This window comes from Streptomyces sp. SN-593 (assembly GCF_016756395.1).
In the GTDB taxonomy this organism is placed as follows: Bacteria; Actinomycetota; Actinomycetes; order Streptomycetales; family Streptomycetaceae; genus Actinacidiphila; species Actinacidiphila reveromycinica.
The window spans coordinates 176,924-194,839 of sequence record NZ_AP018365.1; the positions used below are offsets into that span (position 1 = coordinate 176,924).

The 17,916-nt window shown below is 76.1% G+C and carries 14 protein-coding genes; 8 read left to right on the plus strand and 6 right to left on the minus strand.

Annotation, left to right across the window (positions count from 1 at the left end; translation table 11 throughout):
• Positions 1-89 precede the first annotated feature (89 nt).
• On the plus strand, positions 90-1,247 hold the full coding sequence (locus tag RVR_RS00805) for an ROK family protein (protein ID WP_202231926.1): 1,158 nt from the start codon (positions 90-92) through the stop codon (positions 1,245-1,247).
• A gap of 138 nt (positions 1,248-1,385) precedes the next feature.
• On the opposite strand, the gene RVR_RS00810 is transcribed toward RVR_RS00805, so the two are convergent.
• On the minus strand, positions 1,386-2,147 hold the full coding sequence (locus tag RVR_RS00810; RefSeq protein ID WP_202231927.1) for a GntR family transcriptional regulator: 762 nt from the start codon (positions 2,145-2,147) through the stop codon (positions 1,386-1,388).
• A gap of 256 nt (positions 2,148-2,403) precedes the next feature.
• Here RVR_RS00810 and RVR_RS00815 point away from each other — a divergent pair, with 256 nt between their 5' ends.
• From RVR_RS00815 to RVR_RS00835, 5 genes are all read left to right on the plus strand, one after another.
• Complete coding sequence (locus RVR_RS00815; protein WP_202231928.1) at positions 2,404-3,150, plus strand: SDR family oxidoreductase; 747 nt, start codon at positions 2,404-2,406, stop codon at positions 3,148-3,150.
• Between the two features lie 176 nt (positions 3,151-3,326).
• Entirely contained in the window at positions 3,327-4,808 is a 1,482-nt protein-coding gene (locus RVR_RS00820) for an NCS2 family permease (RefSeq protein WP_202231929.1), read from the plus strand.
• 491 nt (positions 4,809-5,299) lie between these two features.
• Positions 5,300-6,784: a GNAT family N-acetyltransferase gene (locus RVR_RS00825; protein ID WP_202231930.1), complete on the plus strand. Its 1,485-nt coding sequence runs from the start codon at positions 5,300-5,302 to the stop codon at positions 6,782-6,784.
• Positions 6,785-7,030: 246 nt separating this feature from the next.
• Entirely contained in the window at positions 7,031-8,719 is a 1,689-nt protein-coding gene (locus RVR_RS00830; RefSeq protein WP_202231931.1) for a DUF885 domain-containing protein, read from the plus strand.
• Between the two features lie 199 nt (positions 8,720-8,918).
• Positions 8,919-9,443, plus strand: a complete 525-nt coding sequence (locus RVR_RS00835; RefSeq protein ID WP_202231932.1) for a GNAT family N-acetyltransferase — start codon at positions 8,919-8,921, stop codon at positions 9,441-9,443.
• Positions 9,444-9,471: 28 nt separating this feature from the next.
• Here the strand turns inward: RVR_RS00835 and RVR_RS00840 are convergent, their stop codons facing one another.
• From RVR_RS00840 to RVR_RS00850, 3 genes are all read right to left on the minus strand, one after another.
• On the minus strand, positions 9,472-12,744 hold the full coding sequence (locus RVR_RS00840) for an AAA family ATPase (protein WP_202231933.1): 3,273 nt from the start codon (positions 12,742-12,744) through the stop codon (positions 9,472-9,474).
• Positions 12,744-13,907 (minus strand): exonuclease SbcCD subunit D, encoded by a 1,164-nt coding sequence (locus tag RVR_RS00845; protein WP_202231934.1) that lies wholly within the window; start codon positions 13,905-13,907, stop codon positions 12,744-12,746. Before RVR_RS00845 ends, RVR_RS00840 begins: the two co-directional genes overlap by 1 nt.
• A gap of 212 nt (positions 13,908-14,119) precedes the next feature.
• Positions 14,120-14,749, minus strand: coding sequence for a YigZ family protein (locus RVR_RS00850; protein WP_202231935.1), 630 nt, complete (start codon positions 14,747-14,749; stop codon positions 14,120-14,122).
• Positions 14,750-15,030: 281 nt separating this feature from the next.
• On the opposite strand from RVR_RS00850, the gene RVR_RS00855 reads away from it, so the two are divergent.
• Positions 15,031-15,435 (plus strand): CoA-binding protein, encoded by a 405-nt coding sequence (locus tag RVR_RS00855; RefSeq protein ID WP_202231936.1) that lies wholly within the window; start codon positions 15,031-15,033, stop codon positions 15,433-15,435.
• A gap of 180 nt (positions 15,436-15,615) precedes the next feature.
• Here the strand turns inward: RVR_RS00855 and RVR_RS00860 are convergent, their stop codons facing one another.
• Both RVR_RS00860 and RVR_RS00865 read right to left on the minus strand, forming a co-directional pair.
• The gene (locus tag RVR_RS00860; RefSeq protein WP_202231937.1) at positions 15,616-16,146 is read right to left on the minus strand and encodes a YbaK/EbsC family protein; all 531 of its coding nucleotides are present in this window, start codon (positions 16,144-16,146) and stop codon (positions 15,616-15,618) included.
• Positions 16,147-16,382: 236 nt separating this feature from the next.
• Complete coding sequence (locus RVR_RS00865; protein ID WP_430393087.1) at positions 16,383-17,144, minus strand: acyltransferase; 762 nt, start codon at positions 17,142-17,144, stop codon at positions 16,383-16,385.
• A gap of 174 nt (positions 17,145-17,318) precedes the next feature.
• Between RVR_RS00865 and RVR_RS00870 the strand changes: the two genes are divergently transcribed.
• The gene (locus RVR_RS00870; RefSeq protein ID WP_237405194.1) at positions 17,319-17,831 is read left to right on the plus strand and encodes a gamma carbonic anhydrase family protein; all 513 of its coding nucleotides are present in this window, start codon (positions 17,319-17,321) and stop codon (positions 17,829-17,831) included.
• The last annotated feature ends 85 nt before the right edge of the window (positions 17,832-17,916 follow it).

The following is a 17,916-nucleotide window of genomic DNA, read 5'->3' on the forward strand; positions in this document are numbered from 1 at the left end:
GCGGGCGGCGGGGCGCCGGCGGCACTCGCCGCGCGGCTCCGCGCCGGGTACGATCCGCCACACACAGGTACAGGCTGGGAGGACACACCTTGGAGCGCCTCACCGGCGGGGACCCCTCCCTGCTCAGGCGGATCAACTCCGCGGTCGTCCTCCACGCCCTGCGCGGCGCGCAGACCCCCACCCTCACCGAGCTGGTGCACAGCACCGGGCTGTCCCGGCCCACGGTCGAGGGGGTCATCGAGGGCCTGACCGAGTCCGACCTCGTGGTCGAGGTCGCCCCGGAGCCGGGGGACACCCGCAAGCAGGGCCGCCCGGCCCGCCGCTTCCGCTTCCACGCCGAGGCGGGCCACCTGCTGGGCGTGGAGATCGGCGCCCACCAGGTCCGGGCGGTGCTCGCCGACCTGAGCGGCCAGGTGCTCGACACGCTCGGCCACGAGGTGGCGGAGGCGGCCTGCGCCGACGACCGGATCGAGCGGGTCCGCGGCACCGTGGCGGACCTGCTGCGCCGGGCCGGCGTGGCGCGCAGCACCCTGTGGGCGGTCGGGGTGGGCAGCCCGGGCATCGTGGAGGCGGGCGGCGAGGTGCGGCTCGGCACCGCGCTGCCGGGCTGGACCGGGCTGCCGCTCGGCGAGCGGCTGCAACGCTCCTTCCGCTGCCCGGTGCTGGTGGAGAACGACGCGAACCTGGCGGCGGTCGCCGAGCACTGGAAGGGCGCGGCGGTCGGCACCGACGACGTGGTCTTCGTGCTCGCCGGGCTGAGCCCGGGCGCCGGTTCGCTGATCGGCGGGCGGCTGCACCGCGGTTTCGGCGGCGCGGCCGGGGAGATCGGCGCACTGCACCTGCTGGGGCGCGAGGTGACGCCCGAGCACCTGCTGTCCACCACCGGCACGCCCCTGCACCCGCTGGACGAGCCCGCCGTGGAGCGGGTGTTCGCGCTGGCCCGCGAGGGGGACGTGCAGGCGAAGGACGCGGTGGACCGGTACCTGCGGCGGCTGGTGCACGACGTGGCGGCGCTGGTGCTGGCGATCGACCCGGAGCTGGTGGTGATCGGCGGCTGGGCGGCCGGGCTGGACGGAGTGCTGGAGCCGCTGCGCGCGGAGTTGGCCCGCTACTGCCTGCGGCCGCCGAACGTGGTGCTGTCCGCGCTTGGCCAGGAGGCGATCGCCACGGGGGCGCTGCGGCTGGCGCTGGACCACGTGGAGGAGCAGTTGTTCGCGGTCGAGCAGACGTCGCTGCCCCGGCACTGAGCCCTCCGGCGGGCGGCCGCTCGAAGGGACCGCCGCCCGCCGCCGACAGACGCCGCCGGCCCGCGCCCGTAGGGATACGGGAGCGGGCCGGCGGTGTCGGTCCGTACGGCGGCGGGCGGCGGGCGCCTGCGCGGTGGGTCAGGACGCCCGGCGGGTGTCGGGCTGGTCGTGCAGGACCTCCAGCGCGCCGGAGTCGCCGAAGGTGAGCCGGCAGGTGTCGGCGCGGTAGGTCGCGACGGAGGCGGCCGCGACGCCGCCCTGGGCGTAGTACCGGGTGGTGACCACCAGCACGGGCGCACCGGGCAGCCGGTCGAGTTGCCTGGCGTCCTCCGCGCGGGCCGAGCCGAGCTCCACGGCGCGGTCCTCGCCCTCCAGGTCCAGCGCGTGCAGTTCCCGCAGCACGGCGGGGCCGTGCTCGGCGGGGGTCAGCAGCGCGGAGAGGCCGGGCACCGAGGCGGTGGGCACGTAGAGCAGCTCGGTGGCGACCGGCTGGCCCTGCACGACCCGCTCGCGGCGGACGGTGTGCACCGCCTCCTCGCGGCCGGTGCCGAGCAGCGCGGCGATCGGGGCCGGTGCGGCCGCCTCGACGCAGCCGACGGTGCTCCACGCGTCGCGCACGGCGCCGGGCCACACGTTGGCCGACGGGCCCACGGACACACCGATCCGGGGCGGCGCGACGGTGGTGCCGACACCGCGCCGGCGCTGGAGCCGGCCCTCCAGCTCCAGTTGTTCGAGCGCCTGGCGGAGCGTGGCCCGCGCGACGCCGAAGCGCGCGGCCAGGTCCCGCTCGTTCGGCAGGATCTCGCCGACCTCGAACTCCGAGTCCAGGGCGTCGTTCAGCACGGTCTTGAGGTGCCAGTACTTCGGCTCCTGCACCGCTTCGAGCTGCGTGGTCCCCACCCTGTCCTCGCAATCGCCGTGATCGTGGCCGCCGGGACCGGCGGGGTCAGATCTTGTGAAGCCTTGTTTCCGAACCAGTCTTTATTAAAGGTCCTTGCACTACTAGGACGATAGAGGCGCGTCGCGAACTTGGTCAAGACCAATCCTCGAAGCCGCCCGCGCCCGGTGCGGCCCGGTCCATCCGGCGTTCACGCGATGTTGACGGTGTGCTGCAATGGGCGCCGGTGGAGCAGGACGATCATCGAGGAGCAGGACGATGGACCAGGTCAGCGTGGTCACCGGCGGCAGTCGCGGCATCGGGGCGGCGGTGGCGCTGCGGCTGGCCGGGGCCGGCCACCGGGTCGCGATCGGCTACGAGCGCGCCCGGGACGCGGCCGAGGACGTCGCCCGGCAGGTCCGCGAGGCCGGCGGGACCTGCCTGGTGCACCAGGTCGACACCAGCGACGAGCAGCAGGTCGACGCGCTCTTCGACGCGGTGCGCGAGGCGCTCGGCCCGGTCACCGGCCTGGTGAACAACGCGGGCGTCACCGGGCCGCTCGGCCGCTTCGCGCAGACCCCCGTGGAGGTGATGCGCCGGGTGGTGGACGTCAACGTGATGGGCGCGCTGATCTGTGCCCGCCGCGCGGTGCTGGACATGTCCACGCGGCACGGCGGGGCCGGCGGCGCAATCGTGAACGTGTCCTCCGGCGGGGCCACCCTGGGCAGCCCGGGCGAGTACGTCCACTACGCGGCGAGCAAGGCGGCGGTCGACGCGATGACGCTCGGCCTGTCGAAGGAGCTGGCCGAGGAGGGCGTGCGGGTCAACTCGGTGCAGCCCGGGATGATCGTGACCGACATCCACGCGGCCATGGGCGACCCGCAGCGGCCGTGGCGCAAGAGCGACCGCATCCCGATGCGGCGGCCGGGGCAGCCGGAGGAGGTGGCCGGCGCGGTGGCGTGGCTGCTGTCGCCGGACGCGTCGTACACCACGGGCGCGGTCCTGCGGGTGGCCGGCGGGCTGTAGCCGCAGGACCGGTCTCCGGCACCGGACCGCGATCTTTCCGCGGCGGAAGTGTTGACCTGGGCATGTCCGAAACCCGACGGTGATACGGGGTAACGCCGGGGAAACCCGCGCGGGGCCGAGCGGGGGCACAATCCCTGTGCCCCGCAACCGACTTCGGACAACTTCAGAGGAGCACCATGCCCGGTTCCGTCGCCGCCGACGCCGCGAAGCCCGCACCCGCACCGCCGCCGGGGGGTGACAACATCCTGGAGCGGTGGTTCCGGATATCCCAGCGCGGCTCCACGCCCGGACGGGAGGTGCGGGGCGGTTTCGCGACCTTCTTCGCGATGGCCTACATCCTGGTGCTCAACCCGATCATCCTCAGCGGCGGCAGCGCGCACCCGGTGCTGGACAAGTACGGCCACCACCTCTCGCAGGGGCAGGTGCTGACCGTGACCGCGCTGGTGGCCGCGGTGATGACGGTGATCATGGGGGTCGGCGGCAACCTGCCGCTGGCCATCGCCACCGGGCTCGGCCTGAACGCGGTGGTCGCCTACCAGTTGGCGCCGAAGATGAGCTGGCCGGACGCGATGGGCCTGGTGGTCCTAGAGGGCCTGCTCATCTGCGTGCTGGTCGTCACCGGGCTGCGGCAGGCGATCATGGACGCCATCCCCGAGGCGATCAAGAAGGCGATCGCGGTCGGCATCGGGATGTTCATCTGCTTCATCGGCCTGGTCGACGCCGGTTTCGTGACCCGCATCCCGGACGCCGCCGGGAACACCACGCCGGTTCAGCTCGGCGGGTCCGGCACGCTGACCGGCTGGCCGGTGCTGGTCTTCTGCGTCGGGGTGCTGCTCACCATCTCCCTGGTGGCCCGCCGGATGCGCGGCGCGATCCTGATCAGCATCGTGGTCATGACGATCGTGGCGCTGGTCGTCAACAAGGTCGCGGACATCCCGGACCTGGCCTGGGGCCTGAACCCGCCGACCGTGCCGCACAAGGCGGTCTCGACCCCGGACTTCGGGCTGGTGGGGCACTTCAGCCTGTTCGGCGGGTTCCGCGACGCCGGGGTGGTGACGTGCGTCCTGTCGGTGTTCACGCTGGTGCTGTCGGACTTCTTCGACGCCATGGGCACGATCATGGGCATCTCCAGCGAGGCGGGGCTGCTCGACGACGAGGGCCGGGTGCCCCACATCGGCCGGGTGCTCTTCATCGACGGCGCGGCGGCGGTCGCGGGCGGGGTGGCCTCGTCCTCCTCGAACACCGCGTACGTGGAGTCGGCGGCGGGTGTCGGCGAGGGCGCGCGCACCGGGCTGGCGAGCGTGGTGACCGGGGCGCTGTTCGCGCTGGCCCTCTTCCTCTCGCCGCTGGCGGGCGTGGTGCCCTCGCAGGCCGCGGCCCCCGCGCTGGTCGCGGTCGGCTTCCTGCTGATGGCGCAGGTGCGGACGATCGACTGGACCGCGTACGACACCGCCATCCCCGCGTTCCTGACCATCGCGGTGATGCCCTTCACCTACAGCATCACCAACGGCATCGGCGCGGGCTTCCTGTCCTACGTGGTGCTCAAGGCCACGCTGGGCAAGGCGCGCGAGGTGCACCCGCTGGTGTGGTGCGTGTCGGTGTTCTTCCTCGCCTACTTCGCGATCGACCCGCTCCAGCAGGCGTTCGGCGTCAAGTAGCCGCCGGGCGGTCCGCCGGGCCCGCCTCCTCCCGCGTACGCCGTCCGCGGTCCGCCGGAGGAGGGGGCCGGCGAACCGCGAACGACCTTCGAAGCTCCGACCGGGACGGGGGCGCCCGGTCGGAGCCGCTGGCCGGGCCGGTGCGCGACCGGCCCGTACCAAGACAACTCCGCCCATCCCGGCTGAGTTCCCGTCCCCCGCGCGTGAATGCGCAGCATCCTCATCGTCCCCGAGATCGCCACCGAGCTCTCCCGTCCCCCGCGCGTGAATGCGCAGCGCGTCCCGCGGGGCGCGGCCCCGGCCGGCTCCGGCGGAGCGCGGGGCCTGGCGTTCCCGCCGCCGGCCGCCTCGGCACGGGTGAGGCTTCGGGCGAGGCGGCAGGAATGCGGCGAAGCCTCGGAAAGGGCGAGTTGACCGGAAAGGTGGCGCCTTTACCATCCGGTCACGGTGTGTTCGTGGTCGCGCAACACGGGTTCGGCAGGGTGGGCTGCATGCCGCATTCGACCTCCGCTGCCTCCGCCCCCGCACGGCGCCGTCACAGGGGCCGTCACCTCACCCTCGCAGCAGTGCTGCCGGCCGCGCTCGCCGCGGCGTTCATGGCCGCCGGGCCGGCCGGAGGAGCGGCGCCGACCGTGTCGGCGGCCGTGCTGGCCACCGTCGCCGCCGGCCTGCTGTGGCACCGCGGCCGGGGCACCGCGCGACGCTCGCCCCGTACCGGCGCCTGCGCCGGCGGGAGCACCGGAACCACCGGGATCACCGGCGGCGGGGCCGCTCCGGCCGAAGCCCCGTCCCCCGCCGCCGAAGGCACCGGCACCGGCACCGGCACCACGCTGTGGCGGCTGCGCACGACCGTACGCGACACGCCCGGCACGCTCGGCGCGGTGTGCACGGCGCTGGCCGACCGGCGGATCGACATCGTTTCCCTCCAGACGCACCCGCTGGCGGACGGCACCGTGGACGAGTTCCTGCTGCGGGCGCCGTCCGGGCTCCCGGCGACGGCACTGGAGGCGGCCGTCGAGGGCGCCGGCGGCGCCGACACCTGGCTGGAGCGGGCCGACGCCCACGATCTGGTGGACATGCCCACCCGGGTGCTCGGCCTGGCCACCCGCACCGCGCTGGACGCCGCCGAACTGCCGCTGGCACTGCGCCGGCTCCTCGGCCGCTGCACGATCGGCTCGACGCCCGCCGGGCAGCCCGGGCAGCCCGAGGAGCTCGGCGGGGGCGCGCGCGAGGAACCGTACGGGCACGGGCCGCTCCAGGAGGCGGACGCGAGCGGCGGCACACCCGAGGCGCTGCCCACGGTCATGCGGCTGCGCGATCCCGCCGGCGGCCTGATCACCGTGCGGCGGGCGCAACCGCCTTTCACGCCGACGGAGTTCGCCAGGGCGCGTGCGCTGGTGGAGCTCGACGCCCTGCTCGGGACGCGGGTGCCGCGCCGCCGCGACGTCCTCACCGTCCCCCAGGGCAGCGAGATCGGCCTGCGCCGCGCCCGCCCCGAGGACCGGCCGGCGGCCCGGTCGATGCACGCGCGCTGCACCCCGGCGACCCTCGCCCGCCGCTACCACGGCCCGGTCGGCGACGCGGACCGCTACCTCACCCACCTGCTCGACCCCCGCTTCGGCCAGTCGCTCGCCGTCGAGACCCCCGACGGCCGGGTCGTGGGCCTCGGACACCTGCTGTGGGACGGTGACGAGAGCGAGGTCGCGCTCCTCGTCGAGGACGCCTGGCAGCGCCGCGGCGTCGGCACCACCCTGCTGCGCCGACTGGTCGAACTCGCCGCGGACGCGGGCCGCGAGAGCGTCTACGCGGTGGCGCAGTCGGCCAACACCGGCATGGTCGCCGCGATGCGCGCGCTGGAGTTGCCGCTGGACTACCAGGTCGAGGACGGCACCCTCGTCATCACCGCCGCGCTTCCCACCGCGTCGGGCGGCGGGCCGGCGGCGCTGCCCTGGACGGTGAGCGACCGCCCGGCCTGACCGCGCCCCGGGCCGCGCCACCCGGGTGCCACCTCCCGAGCCGCGCCACCCGGGCCCCCTCCGCCCGGGGCCCCTGTCGCACCGCGCGCCCGCCGCACGCGCGGCGGCCGGGAGGGGCGCACGTGCACGGCCGGGGAGCGCGGCCCCGGCCCGTTCGGGGCCCCTGACCAGGCGTTGCGCCGCCCGCCCGGCCCCGTGCGGCCATCCGGGGTGACGCCGCGCCACCCGGCGTACGAAGATGACCGCATGTCGTCTCTCACCAGCAGTCCACTGCCCCGCCAGGTCGCCGACGCCTACGTCGACGAGTTGGTCGCTCTCGACCCGGCCCTCGGCACCTACCTCGGCGCGCCGGGCAGCGCGCGCCGGCTGCCCGACCACTCGCCCGCCGGCACGCGGGCCCTGGCCGACCTGGCCCGCCGGACCCTGGCGGCACTGGCCGAGGCCGAGGCGCGGCCCGGCGGCGACAGCCCGCAGGAGCGGCGCTGCGCCCGCCTGCTCCGCGACCGGCTCTCCGCCGAGATCGAGATCCACGAGGCCGGCGAGCACCTGCGGGCGGTCAGCAACATCAGCTCCCCGCTGCACACCATCCGCGAGACCTTCACGCTGATGCCGCTGGCGACCGCGGAGGACCACGCCGACCTCGCCGCCCGGCTGCGCGCGGTGCCCGCCTCGGTGGCCGGCTACCGCGCCACGCTGGAGGAGGGCCTGGCCGCCGGCCTGCTCGCCGGCCCCCGGCAGGTGGAGACGGTGATCGGCCAGCTCGGCACGTGGGTCGGCGACGAGGGCGGGAGCAGTTGGTTCGCGCAGCTCACCGTGGACGGCCCGGCCGATCAGCGCGCCGAGCTGGACGCGGCGGCCGGCGAGGCCACCGCGGCCTTCGCACAGGTCCGCGACTGGCTGCGGGACACGTACGCCCCGGCCGTCGAGGGCGCCCCGGACACCGTGGGCCGCGAGCGGTACGCCCGCTGGGCCCGCTACTGGATGGGCGCGGACCTGGACCTGGAGGAGGCGTACGCCTACGGCTGGTCGGAGTTCCACCGGCTGCTCGCCGAGATGCGCGCCGAGGCGGGCAAGATCCTCCCCGACACCGACCCGTGGGAGGTGCTGCGCCACCTGGAGGCGCACGGCACCGTCGTCGAGGGCGTGGACGAGGTCCGCGCGTGGCTCCAGTCCCTGATGGACGAGGCGATCCGCGCGCTGGACGGCACCCACTTCGAACTGGCCGAGCGGGTCAAGCGGGTGGAGGCGCACATCGCCCCGCCCGGCGGCGCCTCGGCGCCGTACTACACCGCGCCCACCGAGGACTTCAGCCGGCCCGGGCGCACCTGGCTGCCGACGATGGGGCTGACCCGCTTCCCGGTCTACGACCTGGTCTCCACCTGGTACCACGAGGGTGTGCCGGGCCACCACCTCCAGCTCGCGCAGTGGGCGCACATCGCCGACACCCTCTCCCGCTACCAGGCCACGGTCGGCATGGTCAGCGCCAACGTCGAGGGCTGGGCGCTGTACGCGGAGCGGCTGATGGACGAGCTCGGCTTCCTCACCGACCCGGAGCGGCGACTGGGCTACCTCGACGCGCAGATGATGCGGGCGGTGCGGGTGATCATCGACACCGGCATGCACCTGGAACTGGAGATCCCCGCCGACTCGCCCTTCCACCCCGGTGAGCGCTGGACGCCGGAGCTGGGCCACGCCTTCTTCTCCTCCCACAGCGGCAGCCCGGCGACGCTGATCGACAGCGAGCTGATCCGCTACCTGGGCATGCCGGCGCAGGCGATCGGCTACAAGATGGGCGAGCGCACCTGGCTGGCCGGCCGCGCCGCCGCGCGCGCCGCCCGAGGTGACGCGTTCGACCTCAAGGCGTGGCACATGGCGGCGCTGTCGCTGGGCTCGCTGGGTCTGGACGACCTCCTCGCGGAGCTGTCCGTGCTGTGAGCCGGGCGGCGGGAGCGGGCTCCGGACGGCCGCCCGGAGCCCGGTCCCGGGCGGTGCGGGGGAGGCGCTGCCGGGCCGGGTGACCAGGGCGTAAGGTGCGGGAGAGAGGGTCGGCACCACGCTCGCGCGCACCTGCGGCGTCCGGTGCGCGGGGTCCGGCTCCCGCTTCCTTCCGTTGGCGACAAGGCGGTTCGGCCCGATGACTCTGCATGCTTCCCACGACGGCGGGAGCCTGGTGCTCAGCCAGGGCCGGCTCATCCTGCGCGAGCAGTTGCCCGAGGAGGCCGCGCTGCTCGCCGAGGGCAAGCCCGGCGCGTTCACCTGGATCGACGGGGTGCCGGGCGAGGGCACGTCGAGCGCGGCCACGATGACCGTCGCCGCGGCGAGCGCCGGGGTCTACCGGCCCGGCTGGGGGCTGTTCGTGATCCAGCGCGCCGAGGACCTGACCGCGCTCGGCGGGGTCGGCTTCCACGGCGCGCCGGACCGCGGCGCGGTCGAGATCGGCTACGACCTCGCGGCGTCGGCACGGGGCCGGGGGTGGGCCACGGACGCGGCCCGCGCGCTGTGCCAGTGGGCGCTGGGGCAGCCGGACGTGGCGGTCGTCCTGGCCACCACCGAGCCCGGCAACCGCGCCTCGCAGGCGGTCCTGGAGCGCATCGGCTTCGTCCGGGTCGCGGACCGCGGGGAGCTGTGGGCGTACGAACTCACCGCGATGCCCGGCTGACATCCGCGCCCCGCCGGGTTCGCGCGGCTCAGCCGGCGGCGGCCCGCAGCCGCACGCTGGAGCCGTCGCGGTCCTTGACCACCCGGAGCTGCGCGGGGATACGCTGCCGCAGGTCGGCGACGTGGCTGACGATGCCGACGGCGCGGTCGCGTTCGCGCAGCCCGTCCAGCACGTCGAGCACCTCGTCGAGGGTCTGCTCGTCGAGGCTGCCGAAGCCCTCGTCGATGAAGAGCGTGTCCAGCCGCATGCCGCCCGCCTCGTCGGTGACGACGTCGGCCAGGCCGAGCGCCAGCGCGAGGGACGCGAAGAACGTCTCGCCGCCGGAGAGCGTCGAGGTGTCGCGTTCGGTGCCGGTCCAGGCGTCCACCACCACCAGGCCCAGGCCGGACTTGGCGCGGTTGCCCGCGCGGGCGTCGCTGTGGGCCAGCGTGTAGCGGCCCGCCGACATCCGCTGGAGCCGCACGCCGGCGGCCGCGGCGACCTGTTCCAGGCGCGCGGCCAGGACGTAGGTCTCCAGCTCCATCCGGTACCGGTTCTCGGCCGAGTTGCCCGACGCCAGGTCCGCCAGCCGTTTGAGCCGCTCGAACTCCGCCCGGGCGGGGGCGAGTTCGCGGGCCCGGGCGGTGGCGACCCCGGTCAGGCGGTCCAGTTCCCGGCAGCGGGTCGCGGCGGCGGACTCCGCCGCGGACGCGTCCCGCAGCCGCCGGTGCGCCTGGTCGGCGTCCGCCCGTGCGCGTTCGGGGGCCGCGGGCGGCAGCGCGGCGGCGGCAGCCGGCTCCGGTGCGGCGAGCGCCGCCTCGATCGCGGCCTCCTCGCGCTCCCAGGCTGCCACGTCCCGCTCGGCGCGGGCCAGTTCGGCCGGCGGCAGCAGCGCCGCGGCGGCCTCGGCTGGCGACCCGAACCCGGCCGTACGGGCGGCCGCGGCGAGCGCGGCGGCCGCGTCGGCGAGCTGTCGCTCGCAGTCGGCGCGGTCCCTCGCCGCGTCGGCCGCGCGTTCCAGCCGGGCGATCCGCGCGCTCAGGTCCGCGTGCCGGGCCCGTACGGTGGCGTGGCCGGCGCGCGCCCTGGCCAGTTCTTCCGCCACCTGCCGGTGCTGCTCGTCGAGTTCCTCGCGCCGGGAGGTGCGCGCCGCGGTCCGGCTGAGGGCCTGCTCGCGCTGGGCGGTCCGCCGCTGGTGCTCCTCCTCGGCCCGGGCCAGGTCGCGGCGCGCGTCGGCGAGACCGCCGGCGCCGCGCACCGCGGCCGCGTGCTCGGCGGCGGCCTCCGCGTGGGCGGCGACGAGTGCGGGGTACGGCGCGGTCCCGGCGGCGGCGCCCGCCGCGTCGAGGGCCGCGCGCAGCCGGGCGGTCGTCTCGCCCGCCGCGGTGTGCGCCGAACGGCGCCGCTCGTAGGCGGCGTTCGCGGCGTCCTCGTCGGCGGAGCTGACCTGCCGGCCGGCCTCGGGCCGGGCCGGGGCGGGGTGGTCCTCGGCGCCGCACACCCGGCACGGCTCGCCGTCGACCAGGCTCGCGGCCAGTTCCGCGGCGATCCCGGCGATCCGGGCCTCCCGGGCGTCCTGCCACGCCTCGCGGGCGTCGGCGGCGAGGTCCCGCGCCTCGCGCGCGGCCTGCTCCGCCCGAGTCACCTCCGATGCCAGCCGGTCCCGTTCGGCCGCGGCGTCCCGGCGGGCCCGGGCCGACTCCACCTTCCCGGCCAGGCCCTCGGCGCGCGCGGCGGACTCCGCGGCGGCCTCCACCCTGTCCTGGAACCGGCCGCGCTCCCCCGCCCAGCGCTCCAGCCACGCCTGCGCCTCGCGCACCGCGCCCTCGTCCGCGCGTTCCTCGCGGGCCAGCGCCTCCCGACGGCGGCCGATGTCCTCCAACCGCGCCTCCGTCGCTGCGGCCGCGGCCAACCCTCCCAGTTCCTCCCGCAGTTGCCCGACCCTGCGGGCGATCGCGGCGTCCGGGCCCCCGGCGGCCCGCTCCCCCACCCGGACCGCGCCCTCACTCGCCCGCTCCACCCCCGGGCCCGGTCGGCCGTCGGCTGCGGAGCGCGCGGCGCCCGCACCGTCCCGCTCCCCTCCACCGCCCGTGCCCGGCGCGCTCCCAGCGGCCGGAGGGGGCTCGGTGTCCCGGCGGTCCCCCGCCGCGGCGCCGGCCCGCTGGGCGGGCAGCACCTCCGAGCCGCCGCCCCGGGCCGCCGGCGGCCTCCCGGCCACCTCCCCGTCCCGCACCTCCCCGTCCCGCGCGAGGAGTTCGCCGACGGCCGCGGCCGCCTTCCGCGTCTCCCGCTCGGCGGCGCGGGCCTCCTCGCAACGAGCGGCCGCCTTCCCGTGCAGGCCCAGCGCGGGATCGACGGTGAGGGCGCGCCGGGCCCGATCGAGGCGGGCCCGGACGGCACGGCGGGCGTCCTGCTGCGCGGCGGCCTCGTCCGCCCGCGCGCGGGCCTCGCGGTACCGGCCCTGGAGGGCGGCAAGTTCGCGTGCGGCGGCGGCCTTCTCGGCGGCGTCGAGGTGCGCGTCCTCGGCGAGGCGTACGGCACTGCGGGCGATGTCGTACCGCTCCCGGGCGTCGGAGCGGGCGAGGGCGGCATCGGCGAGCAGGGCCGTGTCGAAGCCTGAGCCGGGGTCCGTGCCGGCCCCGGGGGCGGCGTCGTCGTGCCCCGCCGCCTGCCGCATCCGCGCCGCGATCTGCCGCAGTTCGCCGTCGGCCGCGGCGAGCCGCTGGTCGGCCTCCTGCCGGCGGTCACGCAGCCAGCGTTCGACGGCCCTGAACCGGCGGGTGTCGAAGAGACGGCCGAGCAGCGCGGCCCGCTCCACCGCGCCCGCGCGCAGGAACGTCGCGAACTCGCCCTGCGGCAGCAGCACCACCTGGCAGAACTGCTCGCAGCTCATCCCGACGAGTTGCCGCACCTCCTCCCCGATCTCCTGGTGCGACTTCGACACGCCCCGCCACTCGCCGCCGACGTGCTCACGCAGCAGGGTGACCGCCTTGTCCACGGTGGTGCCGGTGCCGCGCTTCTTGGCGCGCACCTGTTCCGGGCGCCGGGTGACCTCCAGCCGCCGCCCGGCGAGGGTGAGTTCGAGTACCACCTCGGTCGCGGTGCCGGCGGCGGCGTGGTCGCTGCGCAGCCGGTTGGCCGGCCGGGCTCCGGGCACCTGTCCGTACAGCGCGTAGCAGACCGCGTCGAGGACGGAGGTCTTGCCGGCGCCGGTGGGCCCGTGCAGCAGGAACAGCCCCGCGGCGGACAGCTCGTCGAAGTCGACGTGCTGGGTGCCGGCGAAGGGGCCGAACGCGGTGAGGTCGAGGCGGTGCAGGCGCATCAGTCGCGCTCCGTCCGTACGGCGTCGGCCCGCACCGCGTCGAACGCGTCCCGCAGCACGCCGCGTTCGGCCCGGTCGGGGGTGGTGCCCCGGACGTGCGCGACGAAGTCCTCGGCGATCTGCCGGTCGGTCCGGCCGCGCAGCCTGCGGGCGTAGGTGGCCAGTGGGTCCTCGGCCTCCCGGTCCGGCTCGAAGGCGAGCGCGAGGACGTGCGGGAAGCGCTGGGCGAGGGCGGCCATGGGTTCGTGCGGGCGGTGGGGGTCGGTCAGGGTCGCCTCGACCCAGGAGCCGGTGTGCGGTTCGAGCGCGGGGTCGGCGAGCAGGTCGTCGAGGCGGCCGCGCAGCCGGGCGAGCGGGCGCGGCACCGGGGTGTCCAGGCGCCGCGCGCCGACCGCGCCCTGCGGATCGAGGTCGACCAGCCACATGCTCTTGCGGTGGTGCTGCTCGGAGAAGGAGTAGGCGAGCGGCGAACCGGAGTACCGCACCCGGTCGTTGATGCTCTGGCAGCCGTGCAGGTGGCCGAGCGCGACGTAGTGGACGCCGTCGAACACCTCGGCGGGGACCGCCTCCACACCGCCCGCGGTGATGTCGCGCTCGCTCTCGCACGGGGCCGCTCCGGTGACGAAGGCGTGCGCGGCGACGACGGCGCGGGTGCCGTCCGGCCGGGTGGCGAGGTCGGCCCGCACCCGGTCCATGGCGGCGCCGAGGACCGCGGTGTGGTCGGCCCGCTCGGCGTCGAACTCGGCCCGTACCAGAGCCGGTTCGAGGTAGGGCAGGCCGTAGACGGCGACGTCGCCGTGCGGCGGGTCGGGCAGCAGCACGGGGTGGTGGCAGGTCGCGGGGTCGGTGCGCAGGTGGACGCCGGCGCGGCCCATCAGCCCGGCTCCGACACCGAGCCGGCGCGCCGAGTCGTGGTTGCCCGAGGTCAGGACGGTCGGCACGCCGAGGTCGGCGAGCGCGTGCAGCACCCCGTCGTAGAGCTCGATCGCGGCCAGCGGGGGCACCGCGCGGTCGTAGACGTCGCCCGCCACGATCACGGCGTCGACCTGTTCGGTGCGCGCGGTGGCCACCAGGTGGTCGAGGAAGGTGCGCTGGGCGCCGAGCATGCTCACCCGGTGGAAGGACCGACCGAGGTGCCAGTCCGAGGTGTGCAGGAATCTCACGCCGCCGCTCCGAACCGCACCCGTCCCCCTCACCGTTCCGGGCGTCCGCCCGCCGACCAGCACCGTACTACCGATCACCGCGCGCCTTTGACCGCACACCCCCGATGGGCCCGCGCGTCCTGGCCGGCCCGCCCGGCCCCGGGGCCCGGCCCGGCGCCGCACCCGGCACCCGGCACCCGGCACCCGGCACCGGTGGACGGCCGGGGCGGGGGTCAGGAGACGTCCACGTACGCGCTGCCCTCGGTGGCGCAGGCGGCGGCGCCGGAGGTGGCGTCGGCGAGCCAGGAGCGAAACGCGGCGACGTCGGGTTCCGGCACGCCGAGGTGGAAGGTGACGTCGGCGCCGTACTCGACCTCGCGCACCGCGTGGCCGGCGGCGCGCAGTTCGTTCTCCAGCCGTCCGGCGCGCTGGTGGCCGACGGTGACGGTGAGCAGCGCGAGCAGCCGCCGCTCGACGGTGCCGACCGTGTCGAGCGCCGCGGACACGGCGCCGCCGTAGGCGCGGGCCAGCCCGCCGGCACCGAGTTGCACGCCGCCGTAGTAGCGGGTCACGACGGCCACGGTGTCGCGCATCTCGCGGCCCAGCAGCACCTGGAGCATGGGGGTGCCGGCGGTGCCGCCGGGCTCGCCGTCGTCGCTCGCCCGGTGCAGGCGGCCGTCGGGACCGACGACGTACGCGAAGCAGTTGTGGGTGGCGGCCGGGTGCTCCCTGCGGACCGCGCGCACGAACGCCTCGGCCTCCTCCTGGCTGGGGGCCGGGGCCAGCGCGCACCGGAACCGCGAGCGTTTGATCTCGCTTTCGTACACGCCCGGGCCCGCCACCGTGAGATACCGATCCACCACCTGTTCAGCCTAAGGGCTGTCCCGCATTCCCCGACGGGCGTGCGACGACAGCTACGGCGCCTCGCTTCGTTGTCGGGCTCATCCACATACGACCCGGTATGAGGACGACCCTCCGCCTTGCGATCCACCGCATCTGACGCCGCACGCTGATCCGCCGGGGATTGCGGGACAGCCCTTGGTGCGGCGGGAATCATGGCGCCGGGTGGGGCGTTGACCGGGCAGGACGCGCGGGGAAGCGCGCGGACGACGGGCGGGTCCGAGGCGAGGGGCTGGTTGGCGGTATGTACGCGGACACGGACAGGGCGCGGAAGATCCTGACCGAGGGCGGTGACACCTGGGCCGTGGTCGGCCTGTCGAACAACGCCTCGCGGCCGGCCTACGGGGTGGCGGCGGCGCTCCAGCGCTTCGGAAAGCGCGTGGTTCCGGTGCACTTCAAGGCCGAGACGGTCCACGGCGAGCAGGGGTACGCGAAGCTTGCGGACATCCCCTTCCCGATCGACGTGGTGGATGTCTTCGTGCACTCCGCGTGGGCTGGCGCGGTGGCCGACGAGGCGGTGGAGGCGGGTGCCAAGGCGGTCTGGTTCCAGCTCGACGTGATCGACGAGAAGGCGTACGAGCGGGTGCGCGCCGCCGGGGTCGACATGGTGATGGACCTGTGCCCCGCGATCGAGATACGGCGGCTCTGAGCGGGCCGAGGCGCTGAGCAGCGGGGCGGGGCCCGCCGACCCCGGGGTCGGCGCGGTCGAGGGACGCGGGTCCGGCGGCGGGTTCGCCGGGCACGGCGGGTCCGGTCAGCCCGGTCGGCATGGTGAGCCGGCGCGGTCGGCCGGCGCGGCGGGTCCGCGCGGCGTGGCGGGTCCGCGCGTTCAGACGCCGAGGCCGTCGAGCAGCACCGCGCCGGGCAGCGACGCGACCAGTTTGCCGGGCACGATGAGCTTGCCGCGCCGCGCTCCGCTGCCGATGACCACGTAGGGCTTCTCGGCCACGGCGGCGTCCACGAGGAGGGGCCAGCCGTCCGGCAGCCCGACCGGGGTGATCCCGCCGTACTCCATGCCCGTCGCGCTCACCGCGGTGTCCATCGGGGCGAAGGACGCCTTGCGGGCCCCGAGGTGGCGGCGGACGGTGCCGTTGACGTCGACCCGGGTGGTGGAGAGCACCACGCAGGCGGCGAGGGTCACCTCGCCGCCTCGCTTGCCCGCGACCACGACGCAGTTGGCGGACTGCTCCAGCAGCTCGCGGCCGTAGGCCAGCACGAAGTCCGCGGTGTCCGCCTTGTCGGGGTCGGTGTCCACGTGCACCATGTCCGCGGTCACCGCGGCGGCGACCGGCGCGGGCAGCAACTCGCGTCGCTCGGTGGCGGGCAGGGCGTCGTCGAATGAGCCGATCGGTGCGCGCATACCGGCAATCTAGCAACGCCGGCCGGGTGGTCGCGCAGGCCGGCGGCACGCCGTCGAGCGGGGTCGGGCTGCGTCGTGCGAGGTGCCGGCGCGCCCCCGGCGCACGCACGGCGGGGGTGCCCTGACCGGTGGCGGGGCGGCGGCCCGCGCGCGTCGTGCGGAGCGGCGCCGGTGCCGGGTGGGGGTGCGGGCAGGGGCACCGCCGGGTGCGGGTGCCGCGCGGGTGCCGGTGCCGGTCAGGCTCCGGCGGGGGTCTCCAACCCCGGGAGGTCGAGGCGCTGTTCGGGCGGCACCCCAGCAGGGTCCGGGGTCGGAGCCGGGGTGCGCAGGGGCGGCTGCCAGCCGGTGTCGGCCGCCCAGCGGCGCACGATCCTGGCGGGGGCGCCCGCCACCACCGCGTGGTCGGGCACCTCCCCCCGTACGACGGAGCCCGCGGCCACGACCACGTTCCGGCCGAGCCGGGCGCCGGGCAGCACCACGCTGTCCACACCCAGCCAGCTACCGGAGCCGATCTCCACGGGCGCGGAGCTGGGCCACTGCTCGCCGATCGCCTGGTCGGGGTCCTGGTAGGAGTGGTTGGTGCTGGTCACGTAGACGTTCGGGCCGCAGTAGACCTTGTCGCCGATGGTGATCGGCGCCATGGCCACCACGTGGCTGTCGCGGCCGATGACGACGCCGTCGCCGATGCGGATCACCGGGTCGGGGCCGTAGTCGAGGTCGGCGGGCGCCAGGCCGACGGTCAGGGTGACCTGCTCGCCGATGATGCAGCACGCGCCGAGGTGGATCCACGGCTCCCCGAAGACGGTGCCCTGCGGGAAGGCGAGCCGCGTGCCCCAGCCGATCCGGCCGAAGCTCAGCAGCCCGGGGCGCTCCGCGGTGACCGCGCCCGCGTTCTGCACGCGGCGCCAGGCGCGGTGCACCAGGCGGGTTGTGGCGCGCCGGCGCCAGGCCGCGGCGCCGGACATCAGGGAGAAGAACACGTTCTCGTTCTCGCGCACACCGCCACCGTATACGGTGCTGCTGGACGGTGGTGGAGCGGCGCGAAATCGGACGGAGCGGGGATGACGGACTCGGTGGCGCAGGCGGGTTCCGCGGACGGGGCGGGCACGGCGGGGGCGCCGGGCCCGGCAGGTGGCGCGGGCGGCCCGGGAGGGCATCGCGGGCCCGGAGCACTGGTCGCGGAGGTGGCCGGCCGGCAGCCGCGGCTGGACCCGACCGCGTACACCGCGCCGACCTCCGTGGTGCTGGGCGACGTGGCGCTCGGCGAGCGGGCGAGCGTCTGGTACCACGCGGTGCTGCGCGGCGACTGCGAGCGGATCCGGATCGGCGCCGGCTCGAACATCCAGGACAACTGCACGGTGCACGCCGACCCCGGGTTCCCCGCGATCGTCGGGGCGGGCGTCACCGTGGGGCACAACACGGTGCTGCACGGGTGCGTGATCGAGGACGGCGTGCTGGTGGGGATGGGCGCCACGGTGCTCAACGGGGCGCGGATCGGCGCCGGTTCGCTGGTGGCGGCCGCCGCGCTGGTGCCCCAGGGCATGGTGGTCCCGCCGAACTCGCTGGTGGCGGGGGTGCCCGCCAAGGTCAGGCGCGAGCTGACCGAGGAGGAGCGGGAGCGCTTGCGGCTGAACGCGGAGCACTACGTGGAGCTTGCCGGGGCCCACCGGGAGGCGCTGGGCTGAGCGTGCCGCTCCCCCGGCGTCGGCCCGCGAGCGGCCCGCGGGTGCGCACCGCCGGCCGCGAGCCTCAGCCTGCCGAACGCCTCAG